This is a genomic window from Microbispora bryophytorum, assembly GCF_006874465.1.
GTDB classification, from domain to species: Bacteria; Actinomycetota; Actinomycetes; order Streptosporangiales; family Streptosporangiaceae; genus Microbispora; species Microbispora bryophytorum.
Genome location: NZ_VIRL01000002.1, coordinates 115562 through 131837, shown reverse-complemented (window position 1 = coordinate 131837; position 16276 = coordinate 115562). Strand labels below are relative to the sequence as shown.

General features: G+C 70.4%; 17 protein-coding genes. 13 read left to right on the top strand and 4 right to left on the bottom strand.

The window, feature by feature from the left end; all coding sequences use genetic code 11:
• The first annotated feature begins 17 nt into the window (after positions 1–17).
• From FLX07_RS04845 to rocD, 12 genes are all read left to right on the top strand, one after another.
• Positions 18–842 carry an MBL fold metallo-hydrolase gene (locus FLX07_RS04845; protein WP_142568232.1) on the top strand — a complete coding sequence of 275 codons (825 nt, stop codon included), beginning with the start codon at positions 18–20 and terminating at the stop codon, positions 840–842.
• A gap of 32 nt (positions 843–874) precedes the next feature.
• Positions 875–1561, top strand: a complete 687-nt coding sequence (locus FLX07_RS04840; protein ID WP_142568231.1) for a DsbA family oxidoreductase — start codon at positions 875–877, stop codon at positions 1559–1561.
• 544 nt (positions 1562–2105) lie between these two features.
• The gene (locus FLX07_RS04835) at positions 2106–3320 is read left to right on the top strand and encodes an aminotransferase class I/II-fold pyridoxal phosphate-dependent enzyme (protein WP_208762083.1); all 1215 of its coding nucleotides are present in this window, start codon (positions 2106–2108) and stop codon (positions 3318–3320) included.
• On the top strand, positions 3310–3816 hold the full coding sequence (locus FLX07_RS04830) for a DUF6190 family protein (RefSeq protein ID WP_142568230.1): 507 nt from the start codon (positions 3310–3312) through the stop codon (positions 3814–3816). Before FLX07_RS04835 ends, FLX07_RS04830 begins: the two co-directional genes overlap by 11 nt.
• A gap of 8 nt (positions 3817–3824) precedes the next feature.
• Positions 3825–4634: a dihydrodipicolinate synthase family protein gene (locus FLX07_RS04825; protein ID WP_268239469.1), complete on the top strand. Its 810-nt coding sequence runs from the start codon at positions 3825–3827 to the stop codon at positions 4632–4634.
• A 5-nt stretch (positions 4635–4639) separates the two neighbouring features.
• Positions 4640–5479: an iron-containing redox enzyme family protein gene (locus tag FLX07_RS04820; RefSeq protein WP_142568879.1), complete on the top strand. Its 840-nt coding sequence runs from the start codon at positions 4640–4642 to the stop codon at positions 5477–5479.
• Positions 5476–5808, top strand: a complete 333-nt coding sequence (locus FLX07_RS04815; protein WP_142568228.1) for a Rieske (2Fe-2S) protein — start codon at positions 5476–5478, stop codon at positions 5806–5808. The genes FLX07_RS04820 and FLX07_RS04815 overlap by 4 nt, the downstream gene beginning before the upstream one ends.
• Positions 5805–7256: a purine-cytosine permease family protein gene (locus FLX07_RS04810; protein ID WP_208762081.1), complete on the top strand. Its 1452-nt coding sequence runs from the start codon at positions 5805–5807 to the stop codon at positions 7254–7256. The genes FLX07_RS04815 and FLX07_RS04810 overlap by 4 nt, the downstream gene beginning before the upstream one ends.
• The gene (locus FLX07_RS04805) at positions 7253–7966 is read left to right on the top strand and encodes a DsbA family oxidoreductase (protein ID WP_142568227.1); all 714 of its coding nucleotides are present in this window, start codon (positions 7253–7255) and stop codon (positions 7964–7966) included. The genes FLX07_RS04810 and FLX07_RS04805 overlap by 4 nt, the downstream gene beginning before the upstream one ends.
• A gap of 174 nt (positions 7967–8140) precedes the next feature.
• Entirely contained in the window at positions 8141–8590 is a 450-nt protein-coding gene (locus tag FLX07_RS04800) for an Lrp/AsnC family transcriptional regulator (protein WP_142568226.1), read from the top strand.
• A gap of 107 nt (positions 8591–8697) precedes the next feature.
• A complete protein-coding gene (gene ddaH / locus FLX07_RS04795) occupies positions 8698–9552 on the top strand; it encodes a dimethylargininase (protein WP_142568225.1) in 855 nt (284 codons plus the stop codon).
• Complete coding sequence (gene rocD / locus FLX07_RS04790; RefSeq protein WP_142568224.1) at positions 9549–10754, top strand: ornithine--oxo-acid transaminase; 1206 nt, start codon at positions 9549–9551, stop codon at positions 10752–10754. Before ddaH ends, rocD begins: the two co-directional genes overlap by 4 nt.
• On the opposite strand, the gene FLX07_RS04785 is transcribed toward rocD, so the two are convergent.
• Entirely contained in the window at positions 10723–12306 is a 1584-nt protein-coding gene (locus FLX07_RS04785) for an alkaline phosphatase D family protein (RefSeq protein ID WP_142568223.1), read from the bottom strand. The two genes, rocD and FLX07_RS04785, sit on opposite strands and share 32 nt — an antisense overlap.
• Before the next feature lie 255 nt (positions 12307–12561).
• Here FLX07_RS04785 and FLX07_RS04780 point away from each other — a divergent pair, with 255 nt between their 5' ends.
• Positions 12562–13884 (top strand): Glu/Leu/Phe/Val family dehydrogenase, encoded by a 1323-nt coding sequence (locus tag FLX07_RS04780; protein ID WP_142568222.1) that lies wholly within the window; start codon positions 12562–12564, stop codon positions 13882–13884.
• 66 nt (positions 13885–13950) lie between these two features.
• Here the strand turns inward: FLX07_RS04780 and FLX07_RS04775 are convergent, their stop codons facing one another.
• Genes FLX07_RS04775 through FLX07_RS04765 form a run of 3 tightly spaced genes read right to left on the bottom strand, consistent with a single transcriptional unit; the run spans position 13951 to position 16196 of the window.
• Complete coding sequence (locus FLX07_RS04775; RefSeq protein WP_142568221.1) at positions 13951–14874, bottom strand: Gfo/Idh/MocA family protein; 924 nt, start codon at positions 14872–14874, stop codon at positions 13951–13953.
• Between the two features lie 34 nt (positions 14875–14908).
• On the bottom strand, positions 14909–15838 hold the full coding sequence (locus tag FLX07_RS04770; RefSeq protein WP_142568220.1) for an NAD-dependent epimerase/dehydratase family protein: 930 nt from the start codon (positions 15836–15838) through the stop codon (positions 14909–14911).
• A gap of 10 nt (positions 15839–15848) precedes the next feature.
• Positions 15849–16196: a YrdB family protein gene (locus FLX07_RS04765; protein WP_142568219.1), complete on the bottom strand. Its 348-nt coding sequence runs from the start codon at positions 16194–16196 to the stop codon at positions 15849–15851.
• Between the last annotated feature and the right edge of the window lie 80 nt (positions 16197–16276).

Below are 16276 nucleotides of genomic sequence, written 5' to 3'. Positions count from 1 at the left end.
GGAAAGGACCCCCCTCCATGACCTCCTATCTGCGCAACTCATATGAGGCGACACCCGGCATCACCACGCTGCCGTCGTCCCTCCCGATCAACGGCGCCGGCCTGCTGCCGGTGAACGCCTACCTGATCCGCGGCCCGCAGCCGATCCTCGTCGACACCGGCATGGCGATCGACCGCGGCTACTTCGAGCAGGCCCTGTGGTCCCTGGTCGACCCGGCCGACCTGCGCTGGATCGTGCTCACGCACGACGACAGGGACCACGCGGGCAACCTCAAGGAAGTCCTCATGGCGGCGCCGCAGGCCAAGGTCATCACGAACGGCCTGGCCGTCGCGCGGCTCGGCGAGGAGTGGGACGTGCCCCCGAACCGCGTCCTGCAGGTCAACCCCGGCCGCACGCTCGACCTCGGGGGCAGGATCGTCTCCCTGCTGCGCCCGCCCGCCTACGACTCCCCCTCAACTCTCGCCCTCTACGATCACGCCACCCGTTCGCTGTTCAGCGCGGACAGCTTCGGCGCGATCCTGCCGACACTGGCGGAGGACGCCCAGGACATCCCGGAGAGCGACTACCTCGCCGGGATGGCCCTGTTCACCAGGGCCAACGCCCCCTGGACCGCACTGGCCGACCCGGCCAAGTTCGACATCGTGCTCGACGACCTGCTCCGGCTCGCCCCCCGGCACATCCTCAGCTCGCACGGCGCCACCGTCGTGGAGGGCACCGAGACGCTCGTGAAGACGCTGCGTGAGGTGCCTTCCATGACCCCGTGGCTGCCGGATGAGGACGTGCTGGTGGAGGCCGTGCTCGCCAAGCACGAGGGGGCGACGCTCAGCGCCGGCGCGGCCTGAGCGACACGAGGCACGACACAAGGAGAACGTCGATGACGACGACACTGACCCCGGAACCCGGCACCATCGTTATCTTCTCGGATATCTGGTGCTCCTTCGCGCACATAGCCGTACACCGGCTCCACAGGACCCGGGAGCGGCTGGGCCTGACCGACCGGGTCCGGTTCGACCACCGCGCCTTCCCGCTGGAGCTCCTCAACGACGCGCCCAGTCCCCGGCCGGGGACCGACAGCGAGGTGGGCCGGATGGCCGCGCTGGAGCCCGACGCGGGGTGGCAGCTGTGGCAGGCGAAGGACTGGCTCTACCCGTCCACCACGCTGCCCGCGCTGGAGGCCGTCCAGGCGGCCAAGGAGCAGGGATTCACGGCGTCGGAGCAGCTCGACCTGGCGCTGCGGAAGGCATTCTGGGCCGAGTCCCGGTGCATCAGCCATCGCAAGGTCATCCTGGACGCCGCCGCGTCCACCGGCGTGGTGGACGTGGACGCCTTGGCGGCCGCGCTCGACGACGGCCGGGCCCGCAGGACGCTGTCCGAACAGGCCGCCATCTCGGCGACCGACCGGGTGAACTGCAGCCCGCACCTGTTCCTGCCGGACGGCACCGACCACCCCAACCCCGGAATCGAGGTCGGCTGGGTGGGTTCGTACGGCATCGGCTGGCCCGTCGTCTCCTCAGACGATCCGAGCGTGTACGAGGACATCCTCAAGCGCGCGGCCGCCTGACCGAAGCCCTCTCCCGGGGATACAGAACACCCCTCATCCGAAAACACAGAACACCCCTCTACTGGGGCACAGAGCATCGCGGGGGCACATAGCAGCCTTATTCCCGACGCACAGAACGGTCCTCTCACGGGGACACAGAACGCCGGCGGACCCGGACGGCCCGCCGGCGCAGCACGCGACCGGTATTTTCGTCGGCGCGCGCCGGGACGTCGACGCGCGCCGATTCTTTATGGACGACCCTCATTACCGAGATATTCAACGCGAATTTCCACTACTCACAGTCAGCGTCCGATGACGCCGAACCGAAGCAATTCTGGAAATCCAGAAAGATTGATTTCCCGTCTCACCGTTGACTCCACTGTGAGTGAGAACGTACCTTTCTAACGCAATCGCCCGGCACCCCAGCACGGGCAAAACACGGGAGTGAATCCCCTCCCTGCTTCTCCGTAAGAAGGAGCTCGCGGCGAAGCCGCCGCCTCTGACGCATGTCTTCCCGCACCACTCTTGCGCTACTCCATGTTCCGCACCAGTGAAGGGATCTGTCATGAACAATGTCGGTTCGGAAATCGAAGAGACGCCCCTCAGCGCGTCCGGTACGGCACCGGATGTGGCCGGGTTCGTCGACCTCACCCAGCACGAGATCCAGGCCCTGAAAACTCGATGGAACCTCGCCGACGCCCACACCCACCAGCGTCAGTCGGCCGGCCAGGACAAGATCGTCGCCCGTCTCCCCGACCTGTGGTACGAGTCCGAGGAAAACCAGCAGGCGTATTTCGAGCGCCGATTCATCGACGCCTTCTTCCGCCTGCACAAGCAGCCCACCGCGGCCGCCGCCGGCAAAACCTGGCTGTCGTATTCGGCCAGCGTGTCCACAATGGTCGCCGCCATGTACCTGATGCAGCGGAACATGTCGGTCGGCCTCATCGAGCCGTGCTTCGACAATCTCGTCGATCTGCTCAAGCACATGAAGGTCGAGCTCACCGCACTGCCTGAGGAGTCGCTCGCCGATCCGGCGCGCATTTACTCGAACCTGAGCACGCTGGAAACAGACGCGCTCTATCTGGTCGACCCGAACAACCCGACCGGATTCAGCCTCCTGCAGTACGGGATGGACGGGTTCCGCGAGGTCATCCGCTACTGCAAGGACCACGGCAAGCTGCTGATGCTCGACCTGTGCTTCGCCTCGTTCGCGCTGTGCGACGAGAAGATCGGGCGCATCGACATCTACAAGCTGCTGGAGGAGTCGGGCGTCTCCTACATGGCGCTGGAGGACACCGGCAAGACCTGGCCGGTGCAGGACGCCAAGTGCGCGATGCTCACGGTCAGCGACGACATCAAGGAGGAGGTCTACAACATCCAGACGGCCGTCCTGCTGAACGTCTCGCCGTTCGTCCTCAACTTCCTCACCCAGTACGTCGAGGACTCGATCGAGGACAACTTCGCCTCGGTACGCGACGTGATCACCGACAACCGGGCGATGGCCGTCAAGGCCGTCCAGGGCACCATCCTCGAGTACGTCGAGCCCGTGGTGAACACGAGCGTCGCGTGGTTCCGCATCAAGCCGGAGGACCTCACCGCGAGCGAGTTGCAGGAGCGGCTGCTGCAGGACGAGGTCTACGTGCTGCCCGGCACGTACTTCTACTGGAACGACCCCGCGAAGGGCGAGCGCTACATCCGCGTCGCCCTCGCCCGCCGGCCCGGCACCTTCTCCTGCGCCATGCACCGGATGCGTGAGGTGCTGCTCGGCTATGAGCGGTGAGCCCTTCCTCGACGCCGCCCTGTTCATGGGCATGCACAACCGCGACGACGAGGTCCGGCGGGGGTGCAAGCGCTTCTTCACCGAGCGGCTGTCCGGCGGCCACGTCCTGATGAGCCTGGAGCACGTGGGGCGGTGCGACGACCTGGTCTGGCGGTACCCCCGCCAGGTGCAGGACGAGTACTACCCGTTCATGGACAACCTGCACTCCGACATGGCCATCGACCGCATCGGCTACGACGAGCAGGACCTGCGCCTGGCCCTCGATGCCGGGGTGCTGTCGGGCCTTCCGCTGCACGAGCGGCTGCTCGTGGCGATGGCGATGCGCCGCGACACGGTCGTGGTCACGGCCAGCCCCCGGCTGAGCCTGCGCCCCGACCTGCCGGTCCTGCCGGTGGAGCCCGTGAAGCCGTCCGACGACGAACCGGTGTTCCCGGCGCCGCTCGAACGGCTCTACGAGCGGTCCTTGGCCCTGCGAGTCGACGTCGACGACCTGTGAGGTGACCCGTGTATCCAGCAAAGCACTCGGGGACGATCGTCCCCATGGTCACGCCCCTGACCGAGGCGGGCGAGGTGTCCGAGCAGAGCGTACGGCGGCTCGTCGGGTCTCTCGGGAGCGAGGTCACCGGGCTGATGCCCGCCCTGTCCACCGGCGAGGGGTGGAAGCTGTCGGATCGGCAGTGGCAGGACGTGGTCGCCTACACCGTCCGCCACGCGGACGGGCTGCCCGTCCTGGCCGGCGTGCAGTCGCCGACCACCGAGGAGGTGATCGCCAGGGCGAAGGAGGCCCAGGCCCTCGGCGTCGCGGCCATCGCCGTCACCACCCCCTTCTCGCCGGACCTGGCGCAGGAGGCGATCTACGAGCACTACCGGGCGATCCGGGAGGCCGTGCCGGTCCCGCTGTTCATCTACAACGAGAAGGCCCTGTCGGGCAACCAGATCGAACTGGACACGCTGGTGCGCGTCTGCGCCCTGCCCGGCGTCGTCGGCATCAAGGAGTCCAGCGGGTCGGCCGAGTTCACCAGGAAGCTCGTCGCCGCGGTCCCCGAGATCCCGGTGTTCGAGGGCTGGGAGAACCTCCTGCACGAGGTGACGGGACCCGGCGGCGTCGCCGGCTTCATCGGTCCCCTGGCCAACCTGGAGCCCGGCCTCGCCAACGCCATGCTGGCCCAGCCGTCCACGGAGCGGCAGCGGGAGATCGACGCGACCTGCGAGCGGTACGGCCTGTTCCACGACGACTGGTACCGGCACCTGAAGAAGGAACTGCACCGCCGCGGGGTCATCGACACCGATGCGGTCGTCGAGGAAGCGGGGTGAGCGGGATGTTGGAGGTCCGGCCCGGAGACTCCGTCCAGAAGCGGCTCTACGTCTACAACCGCTCGGTCCTCACCCCCGAGAGGTACGCCGAGCTGTGCGAGATCGAGCGCGACTGGGTGGTGCCTCTCGCCGCCGAGCACGAGGAGCGCGCTCCCCGCTTCGGGTTCCGCATCGAGCTGATCGACGCGCTCCACGACCTGCTGGGCAAGGAGCAGGCCAACCCCTCCGGCGACGAGCGCTTCCTGGCGGAGGAGGCCACCCTCGACCAGTTCAAGACGGTGGTCGCGGAGTTCGCCGTCGACGGCCTGGTGGAGTCGCAGTCCCACATCGGGATCCTGCGGCGCCTGCCGTCGAAGGCGCGCATGGCCGTGCTGCGCGTGCTCATCGACGAGTTCGGCTGCGGCAACGACGACATGGAGCACTCGCGGCTCTACCGCGACCTCGTGACCGAGCTGGGCATGCCCGCCGATCTACAGCACTACGTGGACCGGGCCGGGGAGGCCAGCTTCGCGTACGTCAACCTGTTCCACTGGCTGGCCGATCGGGCGCCGGAGCCGGAGTACTTCCTCGGCGCGTACGCCTACTTCGAGGCCAGCGTGCTGTACGCCTTTAAGCCCTTCGCGGCCGCGGCGAAACGGCTCGGCATCAGCAACGACCGCTATTACACAGAACATCTGTACATCGACAGCTTCCACTCCAAGCAGATGCAGACCGCGATACGGGCGCTGGGCGAGCACCGCGAGGTCGACCTGGCCAAGGTGTGGACCGGCGTCACGCTGACCAGCGCCGTCATCGCGGAGGCGACGGAGGCCGCGGTGGGCAGGGCGAGGAAGGTGCCCGCATGACCCAGGACACGGGCCGGCCCGTCTCGCTGCGCCAGATCGCGCCCGACCTCCTGCTCATCGAGGTGGCGGGCAGGCGGGTGCTGACCCAGGCGGAGTGTCCCCACCGCAAGGGGCGGCTGCGCTACGGCTACCTCAACGGGCGGACGCTGCGGATCACCTGCCCGCTGCACCACTCCACGTTCGACCTGCTCACCGGGCAGCAGGTGGCCGGCCCGCCGTGCGGATCGCTGCGCGTCACGCTACTGCCCGAGGACGCCGCGTCTCCTCGGTCGGCGGCGGAGGCGGCGGCGTACGCCGAGGCCGTCCTGCCCGAGGCGGGTGCTCCGTGACCACCCGCGAGCTGCCCGCCCCGGTCACCGGGCAGAGCACGCGGGTGGAGACGCACGGCGTCGGCCGGATCCCGGACGGCGAGCGGACCGCCTCGCCGCGCGAGTTCCTGTGGATCTGGCACTCGGCCCAGTTCTCCTTCGGCACGGTGGTGCTCGGCTCGGTGCCGGTGAGCTTCGGCCTGAGCTGGACGGCCTCCGTCACCGCGATCCTGGTGGGGCTGCTGATCGGCACGGCGGTGTTCGCACCGCTCGTGCTGTTCGGCAAGCGCACCGGCGCCAACGACGCGGTGTCCAGCGGCGCCCACTTCGGCGTGCGCGGCCGGGTCGTCGCCAACGTCATCACGATCGTGGTCGCGATCGGGTTCTTCTCGATCGCGGTGTGGACGGGCGCGACGGCCATCCTCGCGGCCGCCCAGCGGGTGCTCGGCACCCCGGCCGGCCCGGCCGGGCTGGCCGTCACGATGCCGCTGATGGCACTGGCCGTCGTGGTGGTCGCGGTGTTCGGATACGGCGCGCTGCTGGCGACGTACAAAGTCATGACGGTGATCGGCGGACTGGTGCTGCTGGCGCTGGTCGTGGTGCTGCTGCCCGACTTCGACCCGGCGTACGCGGGCGGGCAGTACGCGCTGGGCGACTTCTGGCGGACCTGGCTGCTGGCCGTGTCCTTCAGCGCCACGCTGCCGGTGTCGTACTCGACGTTCCAGGGCGACTACAGCCGCTACCTGTCGCCCCAGGTCCGCGACCGGACGGCGGTGGTGTACAACGGCGCGGCGATGTACGTGAGCAACGCGATCGCCCTTGTCGGCGGCGCCTACGTCACGACGATGCTGACGGACGGCTCGGCGCCCTGGATCCTCGGGGTGGCCGACGCCGTGCCCCGCTGGTTCGCGGTCGTGGTGATCGCCTTCGGGTTCGCCGGCACGCTGCCGCAGGCGGCACTGTGCCTGTACGCGGCGGGGCTGTCGGCCAACTCCCTCCTGTGGCGGCTCCCCCGCGCCGCCGCGACGTGGCTGATGTGGGCGCTCGGCGTCGCCACCCTCTACGTCGGGGCGATCGTCTTCGACGCCATCGAGTCGATCTCGACGTTCGTGCTGATCCTGCTCGTCCTCGTCTCGCCGTGGACCGCGATCATGCTGGTCGGACTCGCCCTGCGTCGGGGCCGGTACCACCCCGATGACCTGTACGGCTTCGCCCGGCCCGCCGACCGGGGCAGGTACTGGTTCACCGGGGGGTTCAACCTCCGGGCCCTTGGGGCGTTCGCGCCCGCGGTGGTCCTCGGGCTGCTGTTCGTGGACAACACGATCTACACCGGCCCGTTCGCCCGGCTGGCGGGCGGGGTGGACCTGAGCTGCCTGGTGCCGTTCTGCACGGCGGCGCTGCTCTACGCCGTGCTGTGCCGGCTGTTCCCCGAGCGGACGGCCGTACCGACCGGAGGTGATACGAGATGAACAGGGATCCGCGGCTGCCCGACTCGCTCGACACGATCGTGGTCTTCTCCGACCTCAACTGCTCCTTCGCCCACCTGGCCGTCTACCGCCTGCACGAGGCGCGCCGGCGGCTCGGCCTGGAGGGACGGCTGTGGTTCGACCACCGTTGCTTCCCGCTGGAGCTGTTCAACCGGACGGTGAACGAGCGTCCGGGGGTGGACTCGGAGGTGTCGGTGGTCGGCGCGCTCGACCCCGGCGCCGGCTGGCGGCTGTGGCAGGGGCCCGACTGGACCTATCCGGTCACGATGCTGCCGCCCCTGGAGGCCGTGCAGGCGGCGAAGGCGCAGAGCCTGCACGCCTCGGAACAGCTCGACCTGGGGCTGCGCCGGGCCTTCTGGGCCGAGGGCCGGTGCATCTCGCTGCGGCACGAGATCCTCGACGTCGCGGCCTCCACCGGGGTGGTCGACGTCGGGGCGCTGGCCGAGGCGCTCGACGACGGCCGTGCCCGGCGGGCGGTGATGGATCAGTTCGAGACGGCCCGGCACGGCCGGGTCAACTGCAGCCCCCATGTGTTCCTGTACGACGGGACCGACGTCGCGAATCCCGGCGTGCGAGCACGGTGGGTCAACGGCGACTTCGGCGTGGGGTTCCCGGTCATCGACGCCGATGACCCGACCGTCTACACGGATCTGCTGGCCAGGGCGGCCGAGCTGATCTGCGAGGCGGCCTGACCACCCGCCGTCGGCGACAGGGCGCGGGCCAGGCGAGGGGGTCCGCGCCCTGCGCGTGCCCCCGGCACGGGCTCGGGAGCAGCCACGGCGCCAGCCCGGCGCAGGCGCGGGAGCAGGCACGGCGCGGGGCGGGCGTGGGAGCAGGCCGGGTCCCGCGGCTGTATACAGGTCCACGTGAGGTTGGACGAGCTTGACCGCGCCATAATCCGGGCCCTTGTCGAGGACGCCCGGGCGACCTACGCCGAGATAGGCGCTCAGGTGGGGCTGTCGGCTCCGGCCGTGAAGAGGCGGGTCGACCGGCTCGTCGCCAGCGGCGCGATCACCGGATTCAGCGCCAGAGTGGAACCCTCGGCCCTCGGCTGGACCACCGAGGCGTACGTCGAGCTGTACTGCCGGGGCAAGACCTCACCGGCGGAGATCGGCATGGCCGTGTCCCGGCACCCGGAGGTCGTCTCCGCCTGCACGGTGACCGGCGAGGCCGACGCGCTGCTGCACATCCGCGCGACCGACGTACGGCACGTCGAGCGGGTGATCGAGCGCCTGGCGGCCGAACCTTTCGTGGTGCGCACCAAGAGTTCGATCGTGCTGTCGCGGCTGGTTAACGGATCGCTGCAAAACGGGTGAAGGACGCAACCGATCCACACGTGATCGCAACGTGGGCGCATTGGATTGTCGGCTTCCGATTCCTACGCTGAAGTCCCGTTCACCCGGTTTTCCGCTTGGAGTCGACGATGACGCTCGCGCCAGCCACCGAGACCACCGACAGTGGTCGTACGGGAACGGTCCGGCATTTCCTGATGTGCCGGCCCGAGTTCTTCACGGTCTCGTATTCCATCAACCCCTGGATGCATCCCGAGAGGGACACCGACACGACCAGGGCGTTGCGGCAGTGGGACACCCTCCGGCAGGCGTACGAGAGCCTGGGCCACACCGTGAGTTTGATCGACCCGATCGAGGGCCTGCCGGACATGGTGTTCGCCGCGAACGGCGCGCTGGTCGTGGACGGACGGGTCTACGGGGCGAGGTTCGCGCACCCGGAGCGCGCCGCCGAGGGCCCCGCCTACCTGCGGTGGTTCGCCGAACAGGGATACGAGACACTGGATGCGTCCTTCACCAACGAGGGCGAGGGCGACTACCTGACGCTCGACGAGATGATCCTGGCCGGGACGGGCTTCCGCACCGACGTGGCGGCGCACATGGAGGCCCAGGAGTTCCTCGGCCGGCCGGTCGTCACGCTGCGCCTGGTCGACCCGAGGTTCTACCACCTCGACACCGCCCTGTTCCCGCTGGACGGCCACAACGTCGCGTACTATCCGGAGGCGTTCAGCGAAGGCAGCAGGAAGGTGCTGCGGCGGCTGTTCCCCGACGCCGTGATCGCCACGTCCGCGGACGCGGAGGTGCTGGGCCTCAACGCGGTGAGCGACGGCCGCAACGTCGTCGTCAACGCCGAGGCGACCGAGCTGGCCCTGGAACTCAAGCGCCGCGGCTTCGAGGTCGTCCCGGTGGACCTCGGCGAGCTGCGCAAGGCCGGCGGCGGGCCCAAGTGCTGCACCCTCGAGATCCGGCCGAACAGGGAGATTCGATGAACAGCGAGGAACTGATCCGGCTCAGCGAGAGCCGCAGCGCGCACAACTACCACCCGCTGCCCGTCGTGATCAGCTCGGCCGAGGGCGCCTGGGTCACCGACGTGGAGGGCAAGCGGTATCTCGACTGCCTGGCCGGCTACTCCTCGCTGAACTTCGGCCACAGCAACCCGGAGATCCTCACCGCCGCCCGCGAGCAGCTCGACCGGCTGACGCTGACCAGCCGGGCGTTCTACCACGACCGGTTCGCCGAGTTCGTGACCGGCCTTTCCGAGCTGTGCGGCAAGGACATGGTCCTGCCGATGAACACCGGCGCGGAGGCCGTCGAGACCGCGATCAAGGTCGCCCGCAAGTGGGGCTACGAGGTCAAGGGCGTCGCCCCCGGCCAGGCCAACATCGTCGTGATGGAGGACAACTTCCACGGCCGCACCACGACCATCGTGGGCTTCTCCACCGACCCCGAGTCGCGCGACGGCTTCGGTCCCTTCTCCCCCGGCTTCCGGGTCGTCAAGTACGGCTCGGCCGAAGCGGTCAGGGAGGCGATCGACGAGAACACGGTGGCCGTGCTGCTGGAGCCCATCCAGGGCGAGGCCGGCGTGCTGGTCCCGCCGGACGGCTACCTCGCCGCGGTCAGGGAGATCTGCACCGACAACAACGTGCTGATGGTGGCCGACGAGATCCAGTCGGGCCTCGGCCGCACCGGCGAGACGTTCGCCTGCGACCACGAACGCGTCGTCCCCGACCTGTACGTCCTGGGCAAGGCCCTCGGCGGCGGCGTGGTCCCGGTCTCCGCGGTCGTCGCCGACGCCGATGTCATGGGCGTGATCGGGCCCGGCCAGCACGGGTCCACCTTCGGCGGCAACCCGCTGGCGTGCGCCGTCGGCGACGCGGTGATCGGGCTGCTGCGGACCGGCGAGTACCAGGCCAGGGCCCGCGAGCTCGGCGCGTTCCTGCACGCGCGGCTGGCGGACCTCGGCCCCGGTGTGGTGGCCGTGCGCGGGCGCGGGCTGTGGGCGGGCATCGACATCGACCCGTCGCTCGGCACCGGCCGGCAGATCAGCGAGGCGCTCATGCGCCGCGGCGTGCTCGTCAAGGACACGCACGGTTCGACGATCCGCCTCGCGCCGCCCCTCGTCGTCTCGCGGGACGACCTGGACTGGGCGGTGGACCAGCTCAGCGCGGTGCTGCGGGAGGCTCGGGCCTGATCCGCACCGAGTCCTGATCGCCGGTGTCGGTGAACCACGTCACCGCGGCCTCCCCGGGCGCCAGCTCGATGGCGGTCATCATGTTGGGGAACCAGGGTCCCTTGGTGATGCGCCACCGCAACGGCGGCCGGGGAAGGCCCCCGGCCCTGGCCAGCACCCCGCCGAGCACGCCCGCGAGCCCGAACGACGCCACGATGTTGGCGAAGCGCAGCGTGCGGCTCAGCGGATTGCGGATCGGTGAGCAGACGATCTGGTGGACCCGCCCGCCGCCCCGGCGCCGTACGGACGCCATGTAGGAGTAGTGGACGTCGCCCGACAGCAGCAGGACGCTCGCGGGCGGCCTCCCCCGAACGCCCGAGGCGACCTCCAGCACCACCTGCGCGAGCTCCTCGAACGACCGGCGGAAGGCCCCCCAGTGCTCCAGGTCGAGGAACTGCCGCACCCGCTCGCCCCACCGCGCCGCCCTGCGGCCCCAGATGCCGTCGCAGACCGCCTCGTTCCAGCTCTCCACGTGGTGGATCCCGGAGGGCAGCAGGATCGGCAGCGAGGAGCCGACGAGCAGGTGGTCGAAGTCGCCGGTGGCGTGCTTGTCGAACCACTCCCACTCCCCGGGGTCGAGCATCCGCCGGCGTCCCGGCTCCAGCACCCGGGCGCTGCGGCTGTCCAGCACGATCAGCCGGGTGCCGCCCAGGTCCCGGTGGTAGCTCCAGCGCACCGAGTCGGGATCCCGGTCGGCCCGCCGGGCGAAGGTGTCGAGCACCTCGTCGCCCCCGTCGGCCTTCAGCGCGGCGAGCACGGGATCGGCCGCCCGCTCGGCCGGGGGCAGGTTGCCCAGGTGCTGGTAGACGTAGTACGAGCCGAGCGCGGAGACGATGCGCCGCTCCCACCAGGGCACCTCGGCCATCTGCTCGCGCCAGACGTTCGAGGTGTTCCAGTCGTCCCTGACGTCGTGGTCATCGAAGATCATCAGGGTGGGGACCGTGGCCATCAGCCAGCGGACCGCAGGATCGGACCACGCCTGCCGGTACAGCTCGGCGTACTCCTCGAAGTCGACGACCTCCTCGGGGCCCTCGTCCCTGCGTCCGGCGATGAACTCCTTCATGCCCGGCGTGAGCTCGTCGGCGTACACCTGGTCGCCCAGCAGCAGGATCAGGTCGGGCCGCTCGTCCGGCGACTCCATCAGGCGCAGGCCGTAGGCCCGCAGGACGTCCGGGCCGTGCGTGCGCACGTACGGCTCCTCGTGCGGGACGCTGGTGCGGCAGGAGCCGAAGATCAGCCGGTCGAGGCTGGTCAGCGGGCGGATCACGCTCGGCGGCAGGCCCTCTTCCGGCCACACCCGCCGGTCGTCGAGCTCCACCTCGTAGGCCACCGGGCCCTCGATGCCGACGTCGAGCAGGGCGTAGTGGTGGCCGTGCGCGGTGAAGGTGTGCTCCTCCGAGCAGGCGTCACCGGCCCGCACTCGGACGGTGCAGGGTTCGGAGGTCTCCACCCAGACGGTCGCGGCGGACGCGTCCACGTGGCGCAGCAACGGGCCAAGCACAAGTTCCGGCACGAGACTTGTCTACTGCAAAAGGGCGGCAAAGCGCGACTTGTGTCCATCTGTCCCGCGCCGTTCACCGTCCGTGCGCGGGCTGTACGCCGGAACGGCGAAATCCCGCCCGTCGATCTCCGTATTGGCCTATTTCGCGATCACCCGGCGCACGGTTTGATCCAGATGTCGCTCATCCGGTCCGCCTTTCGCACCCGTCAACGACGACGGCGCGCGAGGTCCGGGGGACGACCGGCCTTTCCGAAGGAGAACATCAGAATGACCGTCACGGACTTCCCGACAACGGCGTCGGGGGTTCGGTCTCCGATCCCCGATCAACCTGCCCCCTCACCGGGTGAGCGCGCCCTGGCCGCCGCCCGCTTCCAGCTCACCGAGGCGTCCCGCTTCCTCGGCCTCGACGACGGCCTGCACGACATGCTCGCCACGCCCCGCCGCTCGCTGACGGTGTCCGTGCCCGTGCGGCGCGAGGACGGCCGCCTGGAGGTGGTGCAGGGCCACCGCGTGCAGCACAACCTGTCGCGCGGGCCGGCCAAGGGCGGCATCCGCTTCCATCCCGCCACCGATCTCGCCGAGGTCACCGCCCTCGCCATGTGGATGACGTGGAAGTGCGCCCTCGTCGGCATCCCGTACGGCGGGGCCAAGGGCGGCGTCGCGGTGGACCCGGCCACGCTGACCACCCGCGAACTCGAACGCGTCACCCGGCGCTACGTCAACGAGATCCTGCCGCTCATCGGCCCGGAGAAGGACATCCCCGCGCCCGACGTGGGCACCGACGAGCAGACCATGGCCTGGATCATGGACACCTACAGCGCCAACGCGGGCTACTCCGTGCCCGGCGTGGTGACCGGCAAGCCCACGGCGCTCGGCGGCTCGCTGGGCCGCGCGGGCGCGACCTCGCGCGGGGTGCAGATCGCCGCGCTGCGGGCGCTGGCCCGGACAGACGGGGCCCGCTCCCCCGAGGGCACGGCCGTCGCGGTGCAGGGCTTCGGCAAGGTGGGCGCGCTCGCCGCCCAGTACCTCGCCGACGCCGGCTGCCGCGTCGTGGCCGTCTCCGACGCGGGCGGCGCGGTCGTCCGGCCCTCCGGCCTCGACGTCGCCGCGCTGCGCGCCCACGCCGCCGAGACCGGGTCGGTCCACGGCTACCGCGACGCCGACCCGCTCTCCCACGACGAACTGCTCGAACTCGACGTGGACGTGCTGGTGCCGGCCGCGCTCGAAGGCGTGATCACGGCGGACAACGCGCCGCGCGTACGGGCCCGCCTGGTCGTGGAGGGCGCCAACGGGCCCACCACGCCCGAGGCCGACCTGATCCTGGCCGGCAACGGGGTCACGGTGGTGCCCGACATCCTGGCCAACGCGGGCGGGGTGATCGTGTCCTACCTGGAGTGGGTGCAGAACACCCAGGCGTACTCCTGGAGCGCCGGGGAGGTCGAGGTGAAGCTCCGCGACCTGATGGAGAACGCCTACCGGGCGGTCGCGGACCTGGCCGCGGAGCGTGACCTCACGCTCCGCCAGGCCGCCCACGCGATCGGGGTGGGGCGGGTGGCCGAGGCCCACCGGATGCGGGGCCTCTACCCCTGACGCCCCCCTGTGAGAGAGACGGCGATGACGACCGCCTCCCGGGAATATGCGGCTTCCGGGAGGCGGTCAGGCCGTCGCCGCCGTCTCGGCGGTCTCCGCCGTTTCCGTGGCGGCCAGCACGATCCGCTCGCACAGCTCGTGGGTCGCCAGGGCGTCGTCGGCCGTGAGGATCCGGCCCTCGCGGACCGCGGCGAGGAACTCCCCGCAGGTCTGCTCGATGCCGCGCTGCCGGGTGGCCGGGACCCAGTCGCCCCGCCTCACAAGGGTTTCGTCCCCGCCGAATTCGACCACATCGCCGAGGTTGACGACCCGCCGCTTCCCGCCGCCTCCCATGACCTCGCAGGTCTCCTCGGCCGCGCCGCTGGTGCGGCTCATCACGCCGACGGCGGTGAACCCGTCGCCGCCGAGCGTCAGCACCACGTGTTCGAGCAGGCCGTCCCGCACCCTGGTCCTGATCGCGGTGTCGGTGACCGGCCCGGGGGCGAGGAAGCGCAGCGTGTCGGCCACGTGGATGAAGTCGTCGAAGATCACGGTCCGCGGGTCGGCGGGCAGGCCGCGCCGGTTCTTCTGCATCACGACCACGTCGCGCGGCAGGCCGCGCAGGGCCGCGTACGCGGGGGCGTGCCTGCGGTTGAACCCGACCATCAGCGACCTGTTCCGCTCGCGTGCCAGCCGTACGAGCCCGGCGGAGGCGGCGGCGTCGTAGGCGAGCGGCTTGTCCACGTAGACGTGGACGCCCGCCTCCAGCAGCGTGGTCACGATCGGGACGTGCGCGCTGGTGGCCGCGTGCACGAACGCCGCGTCGATCCCGGCCTCGGCGAGGGCGTCCACGGAGGTGAAGCGCGCGCCGATGCGGTAGGCGTCGCCGAGCCGGTCCAGGGCCGCCCGGTCGCGGGTGCACAGCAGCGGCTCGACGCCCGGCGTCGCCGCCAGCACCGGCAGGTACGCCTTTTCCGCGATGTCTCCCAGGCCGATGATTCCGACTTTCATGCCGGGGAGACTACCGCCGCCACTCCGGCGCCTGTCAGCGCCCCCACCACCACGCCACCGTCTCCTTCGCCCCGTCCTCGACGGGCGTCGGCCCGAACCCGAGGACCGCCTGGGAGGCGGACGAATCGAGCACGTACGGCCGGTCGAACTGATAACGGGTCTCCCCCAGCTCGCGCAGGAACGGCGACGCGAGGCCCCCCGCCTTCAGCACCCAGGCCGGCAGCCGCCGCAGGCGCGGTGCCGGGGCGCCCGCGACCTCGCACACCATCTCGGCGTACTGCCGCATCGTGAAGGGCGGCGCGGTCGGGACGTGCCAGGGCCGGCCCCACGCGCGCTCCTCCTCCGCGGCCGCCGCCAGCGCCCGCACCACATCGGGCAGGTACGTCCAGCTGTGCGGGATGTCGGGGTCGCTCAGAACGGTGCCCGGCTTGCCCGCGAGCAGGGGCTCCAGGAGCCGCGGCCCCACGTACGACTGGCCGGACGACCGCGGCCCGTAGTAGTCCGAGCCGCGCACTTCGGTGACCCGCACCCGGCCGGCCTCGTGGGCGGCCCGCATCTGTTCCCACATCCGCGCCCTGACCATGCCCTTGGTGCCCGCCGCGGCGAGCGGCAGATCCTCGGTCATCGGACCGTCCACCGGGCCGTACCCGTACAGGTTGCCCAGGGTGACCAGGACGGCCCCGGACGACTCGGCGGCGCCCAGCAGCGAGGCCGCGATCGGCGGCCAGTCCACGGGCCACCGGTGGTAGCGCGGGTTGGCGCAGTTGTAGAGCGCGTCGGCCCCTTCGGCGAGCCGCCGCATCGCGGACGCGTCGCCCGCGTCCGCCGCGACCGGTGAGATTCCCGGACGCTTCGGGCCCGAGCCCGAGCGGGTGACGAGGATCACCTCGTGTCCCCGCTCCGCCAGCGACTCGGCCAGCCCTCCGCCGACCTGTCCCGCCCCGACGATCACATGCTTGCCCATGACCTCTCCTTCAGACCTGATCCGTCAGCAGCCGCAGCACGGCGTCCACGACGTACACCACCGCGAACACGACGCCCGCGGTGACGAGCCCGGAGGCCGCCAGCGCGGCCGCCCCCGCCCCGAACCACACGACCTCGAAGGCCGCCCGGGCGAGCCCGTGCAACTGGTGCGGCGCCTTGCCGCCCGCCATGAACAACCCCCAGAGCGTCGCGAACACCGCGGGCGTGCCGAGCCCCACCATGATCCTGACCAGGAGATGCGCCTCCCTGGTGAACCCCCAGTAGGCCAGGGAGATCAGCACACCCAGCTCCAGGAAGAACATCGCTGCGGCGGCCGTTCCCTTGATCACGGTAAGCATCGGCACTCCTTGCGTTCATCGCTCCGTTATGAGAGCGATGCTCTCTCATTGGAGCAGCATTCGTCAAGAGCACTGCTCTC